The 12,398-nt window shown below is 73.1% G+C and carries 14 protein-coding genes; 6 read left to right on the forward strand and 8 right to left on the reverse strand.

Annotated features, from left to right (window positions below; all coding sequences use genetic code 11):
- Positions 1-5 precede the first annotated feature (5 nt).
- From PV734_RS01735 to PV734_RS01745, 3 genes are all read right to left on the reverse strand, one after another.
- Entirely contained in the window at positions 6-602 is a 597-nt protein-coding gene (locus tag PV734_RS01735; RefSeq protein ID WP_319091684.1) for a hypothetical protein, read from the reverse strand.
- 115 nt (positions 603-717) lie between these two features.
- A complete protein-coding gene (locus tag PV734_RS01740; protein WP_319091685.1) occupies positions 718-1,503 on the reverse strand; it encodes a ferredoxin reductase in 786 nt (261 codons plus the stop codon).
- Complete coding sequence (locus tag PV734_RS01745) at positions 1,496-2,101, reverse strand: sulfite oxidase-like oxidoreductase (RefSeq protein WP_319091686.1); 606 nt, start codon at positions 2,099-2,101, stop codon at positions 1,496-1,498. Before PV734_RS01745 ends, PV734_RS01740 begins: the two co-directional genes overlap by 8 nt.
- Positions 2,102-2,339: 238 nt before the next feature.
- Between PV734_RS01745 and PV734_RS01750 the strand changes: the two genes are divergently transcribed.
- The 3 genes from PV734_RS01750 to PV734_RS01760 all read left to right on the forward strand — a co-directional run bounded on the left by PV734_RS01750 (position 2,340) and on the right by PV734_RS01760 (position 5,010).
- Positions 2,340-3,263: an NADP-dependent oxidoreductase gene (locus PV734_RS01750; protein ID WP_319091687.1), complete on the forward strand. Its 924-nt coding sequence runs from the start codon at positions 2,340-2,342 to the stop codon at positions 3,261-3,263.
- Positions 3,260-3,979 (forward strand): GNAT family N-acetyltransferase, encoded by a 720-nt coding sequence (locus PV734_RS01755; protein ID WP_319091688.1) that lies wholly within the window; start codon positions 3,260-3,262, stop codon positions 3,977-3,979. Before PV734_RS01750 ends, PV734_RS01755 begins: the two co-directional genes overlap by 4 nt.
- A gap of 209 nt (positions 3,980-4,188) precedes the next feature.
- Positions 4,189-5,010 (forward strand): putative protein N(5)-glutamine methyltransferase, encoded by an 822-nt coding sequence (locus PV734_RS01760; RefSeq protein ID WP_319091689.1) that lies wholly within the window; start codon positions 4,189-4,191, stop codon positions 5,008-5,010.
- A gap of 89 nt (positions 5,011-5,099) precedes the next feature.
- Here the strand turns inward: PV734_RS01760 and PV734_RS01765 are convergent, their stop codons facing one another.
- Positions 5,100-5,633 carry a hypothetical protein gene (locus PV734_RS01765; protein WP_319091690.1) on the reverse strand — a complete coding sequence of 178 codons (534 nt, stop codon included), beginning with the start codon at positions 5,631-5,633 and terminating at the stop codon, positions 5,100-5,102.
- A 205-nt stretch (positions 5,634-5,838) separates the two neighbouring features.
- Complete coding sequence (locus PV734_RS01770; protein WP_319288572.1) at positions 5,839-6,819, reverse strand: fibronectin type III domain-containing protein; 981 nt, start codon at positions 6,817-6,819, stop codon at positions 5,839-5,841.
- Between the two features lie 258 nt (positions 6,820-7,077).
- On the opposite strand from PV734_RS01770, the gene PV734_RS01775 reads away from it, so the two are divergent.
- A complete protein-coding gene (locus PV734_RS01775; RefSeq protein WP_319091692.1) occupies positions 7,078-7,839 on the forward strand; it encodes a glycoside hydrolase family 75 protein in 762 nt (253 codons plus the stop codon).
- Positions 7,840-7,947: 108 nt separating this feature from the next.
- Here the strand turns inward: PV734_RS01775 and PV734_RS01780 are convergent, their stop codons facing one another.
- From PV734_RS01780 to dhaK, 3 genes are all read right to left on the reverse strand, one after another.
- Positions 7,948-8,385 carry a PTS fructose transporter subunit IIA gene (locus PV734_RS01780; protein WP_319091693.1) on the reverse strand — a complete coding sequence of 146 codons (438 nt, stop codon included), beginning with the start codon at positions 8,383-8,385 and terminating at the stop codon, positions 7,948-7,950.
- Complete coding sequence (dhaL, locus tag PV734_RS01785; RefSeq protein WP_319091694.1) at positions 8,378-8,977, reverse strand: dihydroxyacetone kinase subunit DhaL; 600 nt, start codon at positions 8,975-8,977, stop codon at positions 8,378-8,380. Before dhaL ends, PV734_RS01780 begins: the two co-directional genes overlap by 8 nt.
- A 102-nt stretch (positions 8,978-9,079) precedes the next feature.
- Positions 9,080-10,072, reverse strand: coding sequence for a dihydroxyacetone kinase subunit DhaK (dhaK, locus tag PV734_RS01790; RefSeq protein ID WP_319288573.1), 993 nt, complete (start codon positions 10,070-10,072; stop codon positions 9,080-9,082).
- A 412-nt stretch (positions 10,073-10,484) separates the two neighbouring features.
- Between dhaK and PV734_RS01795 the strand changes: the two genes are divergently transcribed.
- Together PV734_RS01795 and PV734_RS01800 are read left to right on the forward strand one after the other, a co-directional pair.
- Complete coding sequence (locus PV734_RS01795; RefSeq protein ID WP_319288574.1) at positions 10,485-11,480, forward strand: NAD-dependent epimerase/dehydratase family protein; 996 nt, start codon at positions 10,485-10,487, stop codon at positions 11,478-11,480.
- A 127-nt stretch (positions 11,481-11,607) separates the two neighbouring features.
- Positions 11,608-12,393, forward strand: coding sequence for a glycosyltransferase family 2 protein (locus tag PV734_RS01800; RefSeq protein ID WP_319288767.1), 786 nt, complete (start codon positions 11,608-11,610; stop codon positions 12,391-12,393).
- Positions 12,394-12,398: the final 5 nt, after the last annotated feature.

The raw sequence follows: 12,398 nt of genomic DNA on the forward strand, positions 1-12,398 counted from the left end.
GCCCGTCACGCCCGCCGACCCGTCCACTCCGGCTCCGTACGCGCCCACGCGCGCTCCCACTCGCCGAGCCGGCGCTGAACGGCCGCACGGCGTAAGGCGGTTCGGGCGAACAGGACGGCCGCGGCGGTCACCCCCGCGGCCCAGATCCCCACCGCCACCGAGTACTGCCGGACCGCGAGGGCACCGGGCGGCGCGGCGACGGCCCGCCCGTGCGCGTCGAGCCACAGGTCGACGGAGTCCCCGCGCCGCGTACCCGCCGGCACCCGCGCCGTCGCCGTACGCGCTCCCGCGCCGGGCTCCGTCCACAGCACCCGCACTGGGAACAGGTACTGTCTGCCGGCCTGCGCCGCGGGAGCCCCGGTCCCGCTACCGGCGACGGCCACCGCACGGACGTGATGACGCTCGGCGCGCTGCGCGGTGGCCGTCGCCCGCCCCTCGTCGTACGCCCACCGGGCCGCGAACGCCCCGGTCAGAGGCGCGCCGACGAACAGCAGCACGGCGACGGCGAGGCCCGTCCACGCCTCCACCACGTCGGAGCGGCGGCGCAGCGGATTGGGCCGACGGCGCCGACCGAACAACGGCGTTCGCCCGAAAACCCCCATCCGACCATCGTCGCGCGCGGCACCGACCGAACGGGAGCCGCGTACGAGGGTCAGCGCGCACGACCCACCCGCGCCCCCGTGGGCCCGGCGCACCACCGCACGCGGTGCCGATTCCTCAGCCGAAGCGTTCGATCCGGATCCGGTCCACGGGCTGGCCGGCCGCCACCAGCAGCCGCGAGGCGTGCTCGGCGAACGCGTTGGACCCGCACACGTACGCCTCCCACCCGCCCGGCGGCTGCCCGTCGGCCAGCAGCCGCGTCACCTGGGAGGCCGCCAACCTGCCGACCGGCACACCCTCGGGTGCCCGGCGCGTGAAGACGGGCGTGGTCTCGGCCCCGTACTCGCGTGCGTAGATCAGTTCCTCGGGGCCGCGCGCGGACACCAGCAGCCGCAGCGGCACGGTCAGGCCCCGCGCCCGGTGGTGCCGGATCATCGACATCAGCGGCACGACCCCGGAGCCGGCGCCGAGCAGCAACGCCGGACGGTCGCCCGGCCAGGCGAAGAACCCGCTGAGCGGACCGCGCACCTCCACCTCGTCACCCGGTTTGGCCAGGGTGTGGAACCAGCCGGAGACCTCTCCGTCCTCGACGTGGTCCAGGGTCAGTTCGATGTGCCCGGCGTCGTCCGGGGGTGAGGCGATCGAGTAGTGGCGCTGGGCCGTGTAACCGTCGTCGGCGGTCAGCCGCAGCATCAGGTGCTGGCCGGGCAGATGACCCGCCCACCCGGGCACCGCGAACCGGAAGGTCGACGCGTGGGGTGTCTCCCGCCGGACCTCGGTGAGGGTGGCGGTCTGCCAGTGGGCCGCCGCGCGGTTGCTGACGGCGATGCGGCCCGGCACCGCGAACCGGGTCGGAGGCACGAAGGCGCCGGGCGGCGTGGTTTCGGAGGCGGTCCTAGTCACCGGAGTACCTCTGTTCCTCCCACGGGTTCCCGCGCGCGTGATAGCCGTTCTGCTCCCAGAACCCCGGCTCGTCGTGGTCGAGGAGGCGCAGACCCGCGATCCACTTGGCGCTCTTCCAGAAGTACAGGTGCGGCACCAGCAGCCGCGCCGGGCCGCCGTGCTCGGCGGGCAGCGGCCGGCCCTCGTACTCCCAGGCGATCCACGCCCGGCCGCCGGTCAGGTCGGCGAGCGGCAGGTTCGTGGTGTACCCGGTGTGCGAGTACGCGACGGCGTGGGTGGCGGACGCGTCGGGCCGCACCGCGTCGAGGAACGCGTCCAGGGACACGCCCCCGAACCGCACCCCGAACTTCGACCAGCTCGTCACACAGTGGATGTCACCCTCGTAGGCCGACCCGGGCAGCGCGTGGGCCCCGGCCCAGTCCCAGGTACGCTCCTCGGCCACCAGGCCGTCGATCCGGAAGGACCAGTCCGCCGGCGCCAGATCGGGGGTGACCTCGGCGGACAGCACGGGCCAGTCGTCGCCCGCGTCGTACTGGCCGGGCGGGAGTCCGGCGTTCTGGACGCGGGGGCGTCCGGTGAAGCCTCGGGTGACGTTCATGGGGTGGATGCCTCACGGTCAGGCCTGGTCAGTGGGTACGCCTACCACCGTACGGGGTCGCCGCGCATGCCCCGCACCCCGGGCCCGTGGTGATCGTTGCGGGCGTATGAACTCTTCCGGGGACTTCACCCGGCCGGGAATAGCTCTCCCACGACGGACCTTGCCCATCAGTGCGGGTTCCGGTGATCGTGACCCGTCTGTCGGCCGGTCAGGCGTGAGCGAAGGAGAGTGGGAGCAGATGCCCAAGGCGTACGTCTTCACAGGGTTCGGCGGTCCGGAGACCGAGGCGTTCGTCGACGTGGACCGGCCGCGCCCCGGCCCCGGACAACTGCTCGTGGCGGTGCGCGCGGCAGGCGTGAACCCCGTCGACTGGAAGCAGCGCACCGGCTACGCCCGAGCGGGTGGCGCGGCGCGCGACCTGCCCGCCGTCTTCGGCAACGAGGTCGCCGGGGTCGTCGAGGAGGTCGGTGAGGGCGTCACCGGCTTCGCCGTCGGCGACGCGGTCTTCGGCAACCCGGTCGCCGGAGGCTACGCCGAGTACGCCCTGCTGCCCGTCACGGTGACCGCGTCCAAGCCCGCCGGACTGTCCTTCACGGACGCGGCGGCTCTTCCCGTCGCGGCTGCCACCGCGTACGACGGTGTCGACCAGCTCGCCCTGCCGGAGGGCGCCACCCTGGTGGTCACCGGCGCGGGCGGCGGGGTCGGCGCCGCGATCCTCCAGATCGCCCGGACCCGGGGACTGCGGGTCGTCGGGGTCGCCAGTGACGGCAAGAAGGATTTCGTCGAGTCGCTGGGCGCGGTGCACGTCCCCTCCGGCCCCGATTTCGCCGCCCGGGTGCGGGCGACGGCCCCGGAGGGCGTCGACGGCGTGTACGACCTGGTCGGCGGTGAGGTGCTCGCCGAGGCCGCGACCCTGCTGACCGACCGCACGAAGCTGGTCACGGCGGGCGCCCCCGCGGACGTCGTGGAGCGGCTGGGCGGGGCCCGGGTCATTCGCGCACGCGACACCGCCGTCCTGGAAGCGGTCGCGGACCTCGTCGTACGCGGCGACCTGGACCCGCATGTGACCGGTACGTTCCCGCTCGACCGGGCAGGGGAGGCGCTGCGCACGGTCGAGGAGGGGCACGCGCGCGGCAAGATCGTGATCGAGGTCGCCCGATGAGCGGTACGCCACACGTCCTCGACAACCCCGCCCTCGCGGCTCTGACCGGCCCGCACGCCCACTTCGCCGAGAGGCGCGGCCGGGTGCGGCGCTACCCCGTCGACGTATCGCCCTGGCTGGCGCTGCCCGACGACCCGGACGCGGACGACTGGGCCGACGTCGCCGCGCTCGCGGGCCCCGGCGCCGAGGTGCCACTGGCAGGCTTCGTGGGACAGGTCCCGGAGGGCTGGGAGATCACGTTCGAGGTCGAGGGCGTGCAGTTGGTGGACAACGGCCTCGTCGTCGCGCCGGATCCGGAGGCGGTACGCCTCGGCCCCGCGGACGTGCCCGAGATGCTCGACCTCGTCGAACGGACCCAGCCCGGCCCCTTCCTGCCCCGCACCGTCGAGATGGGTACGTATCTGGGCATCCGCCGGGACGGTGCCCTTGTCGCCATGGCGGGGGAGCGGCTGCACCCGCCCGGCTGGACCGAGATCAGCGCCGTATGCACCGACCCCGCGGTTCGCGGCCAGGGCCTGGCGACCCGGCTGATCCGCGCCGTCGGCCACGGCATCCGGGACCGCGGCGAGACGCCCTTCCTGCACACTGCCGCACGGAACACCAATGCCATCCGGCTCTACGAGTCCCTCGGTTTCCGGCTGCGCCGCACCACCGCGTTCATCGCTGCCCGCGTGCCCGAACGCCTTGGTGACGAGCGGGAGTTGGCGGTGCCGTGAACGGGGCGGCCTGAGTGTTGAGAGGGCCCGAGCCGAACTGTTCGGGTAATGTGGCCGACGGCTGTGGATCGCCCCGGCCGGACATCACCTGGGAGGTGAGACCCATTACCGCTGTGTCAGCTCGGGTGCTCTCACCTCAAGGCAGTTCGGGCCGCCTCCGCTAGGCGGCCATGAGAGCGCCCTTCGGCTTCCGAAAGGCTCTCGGCTCCATGCCCTCCAGTTCTTCCAGCTTCTCCGGTTCCTCCGGTTCTTCCTCGCTCATCCCCTCCCCGGCCTCCGTCGTCGCCGCCCTGCGCGCGGCGGGCTGTGTCTTCGCCGAGGACGAGGCACAGCTGATACTCGCCACCGCCCGGGACCCCGAGGAGACGGCCGCCATGGTCGCCCGCCGCGCGTCGGGCCTACCCCTCGAACACGTCCTCGGCTGGGCCGAGTTCGGCGGCCTGCGCATCGCCGTCGAGTCCGGCGTCTTCGTACCCCGCAGACGCACCGAGTTCCTGGTCGCCGAAGCCCTCGCCCAGGCTCCGGACGCGTCCGTCGTCGTGGACCTGTGCTGCGGCTCCGGCGCGGTCGGCGCCGCCCTGGCCGCCGTACTGACCGGAGTCGAACTGCACGCCGCAGACATCGACCCCGTGGCAGTGCGCTGCGCCGACCGAAATATCGCCGCGTACGGCGGCCACGCCCACGAGGGCGACCTGTTCGACGCCCTGCCCGCCGACCTGCGCGGCCGGGTCGGCATCCTCGCCGCCAACGTGCCCTACGTCCCCACCGAGGAGGTCGGACTGCTGCCGCCGGAAGCGCGCGACCACGAACCCCTCGTCGCCCTGGACGGCGGCGGAGACGGCCTCGACGTGCTGCGCCGGGTCGCGGCCGGGGCATCCGAGTGGCTGGCACCGGGCGGCTGCCTCCTGGTCGAGACGAGCGAACACCAGGCACCGTCGGCGGTCGCGGCGTTCGAGGCAGGCGGCCTGGTCACGCGCCTGGCGGAGTCCGACGAGCTGTACGCGCACGTGGTGGTCGGGGTCCGGCCCTAGACACGCCCTCGGGCGCTGGCGCGAGAAAACGGCCGGCCGTCCCTGCGAGCGTGCTCGCACGGACGGCCGGCAGCCGTGGGTGGCCTCGGTCAGAGCCGGTAGGGCTTGGAACGCCGGCGCAGTGCCCAGGCCGTCGCCGCCGCACCGCACGCGATCAGGGCGCCGCCCGCCGCGAAGGTGAGGGTGCCGTAGTCCTTCGCGGCGCCGCCGAGACCGCCCATGACGCCCCGGGTGGGGGAGGCCGTGGCGGAGATGGTGGGCGTCGAGGCGGTGCTGACGATGACGGCCTGGGAACCGGCCGTGGCACCGTTCGAGCAGCGCACGATGACGGTGTAGGTGCCGGCGCCGACGTCGGACCAGACGGCGGACTGGCTGGTGGTCGTCCCCGAGAGCGTGACCACACGCCCTTCGGTGAAGGACCGCTGGCCGCTGTTGAGGAGCGAGGCGCTGCCGTAGCCGCTGCCGCTGCTCGTGGGGCACGCGGTGGTGGTCACCGAGACCGTGGATCCGCTGGTGCTCACGGAGATCCCGGCCGCCGAAGCCGTCTGGGCGGTCAGGGCGAGCGTGAGCACGGCGGCGGCCATGGTCGGACCGGATCGGAGGAGGAGAGGAACGGTTCGCATGTGGACTGCCCTTCGGCGGCACGGTTGGCGGTACGTCCCATGCGCCGCCGAAGGTCGGGGATCGCCCGTGCTGCTTCGGGGCCAGCCAACGTGCCCTCGCCCCGGCCCGCACCCGGACGGCCACCGGGCAGGTGACGGATTCGTTCGTACGGCGGACCGCCGATGGGCTGTCAGGGCGATCCGGAACCAGCCCGGCGTCGTCGGACTACTGCGGCGCCGTCACCGCCGTCCGCTCCGCCGAGAACCCGCCCCAGGTCCCGTCCGGCAGCCGAGCCCTGATCCGCACCCGGTACGCGACCCCCGCGTCCCGGCCCACGTAGAAGCCGTACGACGCCCGTCCGCGCGGAGCGGGCCCGCCCCACACGAGGGAGGTGGCCGGACGTCCGTCGAGCTGGATCTCGTATTCCGTGATCATGCCGTCCGCACGCGGCGGTATCCAGGACAGGTCGAGGTAGTACGCCCCGTCCGTACGGCGGGTCACCGCACGGAAGCCGGCGGGGGCGGTGGCGCGGCCGTCATCGGTGCCGGGCGCGGTGGTGACCCGTACGGGAGCACCGGCGGGTGACACGTTGTCGGAGGCGTCCCGGGCGCGGACGCCGAAGGTGTACCGGGTGCCCGGACGCAGCCCGGTGACCACTGCCGTCGTCCGGTCCCCGGCCACGGTGTGGACTCTCGACGTGCCCTGGTAGACGTCGTACGAGACCACACCCCGCTCGTCCGCGGACGCCTCCCAGGACAACTGGACCGACCGGCTGCCGACGGGCCGGCCCCGTGTGCGGCCGGGGCGGGTCGGGGCCGTGGTGTCCGCGACGGACGCGGCGGGGGTCGTCGCGCGGATGGCCTCGCTGCGCGGTCCGGAGCGGCCGTCGCTGTCGCGCGCCCGCACGGTGAAGACGTACGCGGTGGACGGGGTCAGGCCGACGACGTCCACCATGCGCTCCGTGCCGGGCACCTCGCGCACCTTCGTCGCGCCGCGGTACACCTCGTACGCGGCGACCTCGGGCCCGTCCGGCGACCGGTTCCACATCACGTGCACGCTGGTCGCGCTGCCCGCGGCGGCCGTCACCCCGGCCGGTGCGGATGGGGGCGGGCTCTCCGTGCCGCTCCCGTCCCCGCTCCAGGCACAGGACACGGTGAACAGCAGCGCCCCGCTGACGGACATGACGTACCGGACGACGCGTCGCACGGCCGCTCCCTCCTCCGCCTTCCCGCACGGTATTGGTCCGGACCAATATGGCCCCGGTGCGAGGTGCGCATCAAGAGGGGTGCGACCGCTCCGTACCCGACCCGGTCACGGATGCCGGAACCGACACGGACTCAGGTACCCGGCTGCTGTTCGGAGTTCGGGGCGTGCACCGTACGGCCCCCTAACGGTGGACGCGTCATCGGAGCGGCACCAGATTGGACCGAGTGTCCGTCAGATCCCCCAGGAGAGGCCCCTATCGTGCGTGTCCAGACGCTGAGGCTCGCCGTGGCCGGCGCCGCCCTGCTCGCCCCGACCACACTGCCCGCCGCCGTCCACCCGAACGAGCCGGTGCGGTACGAGGGCGGCGTCCGGGCCTCCGACCTGCTGGCCAAGGTGCGTGACTGCGCGCCCGTCTCCACCGGCCACTACCGCAGCGACGCCGGGGCCCCCGCGGACATCCCCGTCTGCGGCACCGACGACGTCGTCTTCTGGAAGGCCGACATGGACATCGACTGCGACGGCCAGGCCGGACCCCGCTGCAACGGGCGCACCGACCCGTCCTTCGCGGAGACCACCGCCTACCAGCAGTCCGACGGCCGTTATCTGGACCCCGAACGCCTGCCGTTCATCGTCGTCCCGATGGCCAGCGGCATCTGGAACTACCGCGACCACGGCATCCGGGGCGGCTCGGTCGCCGCCGTCATCTACAAGGACCGCGTGCAGTACACGGTCGTCGGCGACACCGGCCCGCAGGACATCATCGGCGAGGCGTCCTACGCCGCCGCGGCGGCCCTGGGCATCAACCCCGACCCGCACCGCGGCGGAGCGGCCTCCGGCGTCACGTACATCGTCTTCAAGAACGCCAGGGTGTCGCCGATCGAGAACCACACGGCGGCGGTGGAGACGGGGGAGCGGCTGGCGAGGCAGTTCGTGGGCCAGGAGGCGGAGAGCACCGACAGCACTGAGAGCAACGGCAGTGCGGACAGCGTGGAGAGCGACGCGACCGTGGCCGGTGACTGAACCGACTCAACCGACCGAACCCCGGGGGGAAGGCCGGAGGGGCGGCGGCGGGCCGGTGGTGAACCGTTCGCCGCCGCTCCCTCGCCCTCGCGATCTCCGCGGGCTCCCTCACACCTTGCGGTACGCGTACGCCTCCCCGGCCGCCGCCTCCACCGCCGCGAGGTCTGCCCCCGTCGACGCCGTGACGACCGCCGCCACCGCTCCCTCGACGAACGGGGCGTCCACCAGGCGGGTTCCGTCCGGGAGTTCGTCGCCCTCCGCGAGAAGCGCCTTCACGGTGAGGACCGCGCTGCCCAGGTCCGTCAGGACGGCGACCCCGGCACCCCGGTCCACGGAACGGGCCGCCGCGGTGATCAGTTCGGCGCTCGTGCCGAGTTCGCCGGTCTCGGTGCCGCCCGCGGCTGCGACGGGCGCGGTCGCGCCGCCGTGGACGAGACCCCGGGCCAGGTCCGCCACCGAGGCGGCCACCGCCGCGCTGTGCGACACCAGCACCACCCCGACCAACAGTTCGCCCCCGTCGGCGCCCGGGCCGGTCGCGTCACTCACCGGCGGTCTCCGCGAGAGCCGCGACCAGCAGCGCCGCCGAGGTGGCACCCGGGTCCTGGTGACCGATGCTGCGCTCGCCGAGGTAACTGGCCCTGCCCTTGCGGGCCTGCAGCGGCACGGTCGAGAGCGCGCCCTCCTCGGCGGCCGTGCGTGCCGCGGCGAACGAGTCGGTCAGGGCGTCCACGGCGGGCACCAGGGCGTCGATCATCGTCTTGTCGCCGGGCGACGCACCGCCGAGCGCCATCACCGCGTCCACCCCGGCGCGCAGCGCGTCCGCGAACTGCTCCTCGCTCACCTCGGCCGCAGCTCCCAGCGCCTTGCCCGTCCGGCGCAGCAAGGTGCCGTACAGGGGACCGGAAGCGCCGCCGACCGTGGAGATGAGGCGGCTTCCGGCGAGCACGAGGACGGCACCGGGCGTGTCCGGCGCCTTCTCCTCCACGGAGGCGGCCACGGCGTCGAAACCGCGACGCAGATTGCTGCCGTGGTCGGCGTCGCCGATCGGCGAGTCCAGGGCGGTGAGCCGCTCCGCCTCGCGGCCGACGGACACGGCCGTCGCCGTCAACCAGCGGCGGAAGAAGTCGGCGTCGAGCACAGGATCTCCTTGCGTGGTAGGTACGTCGGTCGCTGTCACACCCGGGCGCCGGACCCTGACCGCTGTACGTGTCCGGCCGGGCTCACGCGCTCTCACCCGGCCTCACATGCCCCAGCGCAGACCCGCCGTCCGCACCGGCGCGTCCCACAGCCGCAGCAGTTCCTCGTCGATCTCGCACAGCGTCACGGAGGCGCCGGCCATGTCGAGCGAGGTGACGTAGTTGCCGACGAGCGTGCGGGCCACGGCGACCCCACGCCCGGCCAGCACCCGCTGCACCTCGGCGTTGAACCCGTACAGCTCCAGCAGCGGAGTCGCACCCATCCCGTTGACCAGGACGAGCACCGGATTGCGCGGGTCGAGATCCTCCAGCACGGCCTCCACCGAGAAGTCGGCGATCTCCCCCGAGGTCATCATCGGCCGCCGCTCCCGGCCCGGTTCGCCGTGGATGCCGACCCCCAACTCCAGCTCGCCCGGCGGCAGATCGAAGGTGGGGCTGCCCTTGGCCGGGGTGGTGCAGGCGCCGAGGGCGACGCCGAAGCTGCGGGAACGGTCGTTGACCTGCTGGGCGACCGAGCGCACCTGCTCCAACGGACGTCCCTCGTCCGCCGCCGCACCGGCGATCTTCTCCACGAACAGGGTGCCGCCCGTACCGCGCCGCCCGGCCGTGTAGAGACTGTCGGTGACGGCGACATCGTCGTTGACGAGGACTTTCGCGACCTGGATCCCCTCGTCCTCGGCGAGTTCGGCCGCCATGTCGAAATTGAGGACGTCGCCGGTGTAGTTCTTCACCACGAACAGGACGCCCGCCCCGCTGTCCACGGCAGCCGCGGCCCGCACCATCTGATCGGGCACCGGAGAGGTGAACACCTCACCCGGGCAGGCCGCCGACAGCATCCCCGGTCCCACGAACCCCCCGTGCAGCGGCTCGTGCCCGGACCCACCACCGGAGACGAGGGCCACTTTCCCGGCGACGGGCGCGTCCCGCCGTACGATCACCCGGTTCTCCACGTCGACGGCCAACTCGGGGTGGGCCGCCGCCATGCCCCGCAGCGCGTCCGTGACCACGGTCTCCGGAACGTTGATGAGCATCTTCATGGGTACCTCCTGGTGAGATTGATAGATGAGCCTATGGCCTGTTTCTTTGCGGGTCAGGTTGAAGATGTTCAATTGTTGATCTCGGCGGTTCGTCACGGTCGGAAGCGGGCGCCGGCGGTGCTGATGCCGAGTCGATGCCGACTTCGGTGACGGCCCGTCAGGTGTGGCGGGTGGGTGGCCAAACGGTTCTGGAAGCCTTCTCCCGAAAGTATCGACGCTCAGTGAGCAGGGGTCACGTGTGCGGAGGCGAACGGAAGCATCCGAGTCGCCTGGTCATCGTTTGGTCATCGTTTCCCAGCGGTGGCGATCAGGCCCCAGGGTGCCTGTCGCGGACCGCCGAGGTCTTACGGACCTGTGACGGCACGGGCGTGGGGCTGCCGCGCGGTACGTGTCTGCTCGTAGCGTTTCGGCCATGCGAGTACTGATCACCGGCGGAGCCGGGTTCATCGGGTGTCATGTCGTGGAGGCCCTGACCGCGCGGGGCCACCAGGCGGTCGTGTTCGACCTGCGCGACGGCCTGGACGTGCGGAACCCCGACGCGGTCGCCGACCTGCTGACCGGCGTCGACGCCGTCTGTCATCAGGCCGCGATGGTGGGCCTCGGGAAGGACTTCGGGGACGCGTCGGAGTACGTGTCCCACAACGACCTGGGCACGGCCGTGCTGCTCTCCGCCATGGCGGACGCCGAGGTACGGCACCTCGTGCTGGCAGGGTCGATGGTCGTGTACGGCGAGGGGGCCTACGCCTGCGAGCGGCACGGAGCGGTACGGCCCGGCCCACGGACCGTGGCGGATCTGGACGCGGGGCGGTTCGAACCCCGGTGCCCGCGGTGCGGGGAGCAGCTGAACCCGGGGCTGGTCGAGGAGGACGCCCCGGTCGACCCCCGCAACGTGTACGCCACGACAAAGCTGGCCCAGGAGCATCTGGCGGCGGCGTGGGCCCGGTCGACGGGCGGCTCCGCCGTTTCGCTGCGCTACCACAACGTGTACGGGCCGGGCATGCCGCGCGACACCCCGTACGCCGGTGTCGCGTCGTTCTTCCGGTCCGCGCTCGCCCGGGGTGAGGCTCCGCGCGTCTTCGAGGACGGCGGGCAGCGGCGTGACTTCGTCCATGTGCGTGACGTGGCGGCGGCCAACGTGGCGGCGCTGGAGGCGGAGGCCCGAGCCGGGGCGCTGGTCGCGTACAACACCGGCAGCGGGGAGCCCCACACGGTGGGGGAGATGGCGCGGGCCCTGGCCTCCGCGTACGGCGGGCCCGAGCCGGTGGTCACCGGGGAGTACCGCCTGGGGGACGTCCGCCACATCACGGCGGACTCGTCCCGGTTGCGAGCCGAGCTGGGCTGGAAGGCCGAGGTCGGGTTCGAGGAGGGAATGCGGGAGTTCGCGAGAGCGAAGTTGCGCGGGGAGTGAATCTCGGCCTCCCCGGCCGCGTCTCCCGACCCGAACCGGTCTGGCCGGTCCGACCCGGCTGATCCGATCCGACTGATCTGACCCGACGTCCGCGTCCCCAATGTGTCCTCCCAAGGCGAAAGTCGTGATGACCCCTCCTGAGTCCCCTGCCCCTGCCCCTTCGCCGTCCGCGGCCGTACCGGTCGCCGGGGCCGTCGCGCCCGTCGACGTCGTCCTTCCCTGTCTCAACGAGGCCGAGGCCCTGCCCTGGGTGCTCGCCCGTATCCCGGCCACCTGGCGCGCGCTGGTGGTGGACAACGGGTCCACGGACGGATCGGCGGAGTTGGCCCGTGCCCTCGGCGCGACCGTCGTGCGGGAAACCCGCCGAGGGTTCGGCGCCGCCTGCCACGCGGGGCTGACCGCGGCCACCGCGGACATCGTGTGCTTCTGCGACTGCGACGCCTCACTCGACCCGTCCCTGCTCGAACCCTTCGTACGCGAGGTACGCGAGGGGGAGGCCGATCTCGTGCTCGGGCGACGCCGCCCGCAGGGCCGAGGCGTCTGGCCGGCGCACGCCCGCGTGGGCAACCTCGCGCTGGCCCGGATGACGCGTCGTCGCACCGGGCTGCGCCTGCACGACCTCGGCCCGCTCCGGGCGGGCCGACGCGAACAGCTGCTCGACCTCGATCTCACGGACCGGCGCAGCGGCTACCCGCTGCAGATGGTCGTCCGGGCCGCCGACTCCGGCTTGCGCGTCGTCGAGCACGACGTGCCGTACCTGCCGCGCACCGGGGTCTCCAAGGTCACCGGCACCTGGCGCGGGACCTGGCAGGCGGTACGGGACATGGGCCGGGTCCTGTCCGAACCGCCGGTGGTCAGGGAAGACGCCGTCGTCGCCCCGGTCGCCGTACTCCCAGGAGGAATCGCCCAGTGAACCGC

Origin of the sequence: Streptomyces sp. AK08-02, assembly GCF_033795085.1 — a bacterium.
Taxonomy (GTDB): Bacteria; Actinomycetota; Actinomycetes; order Streptomycetales; family Streptomycetaceae; genus Streptomyces; species Streptomyces echiniscabiei.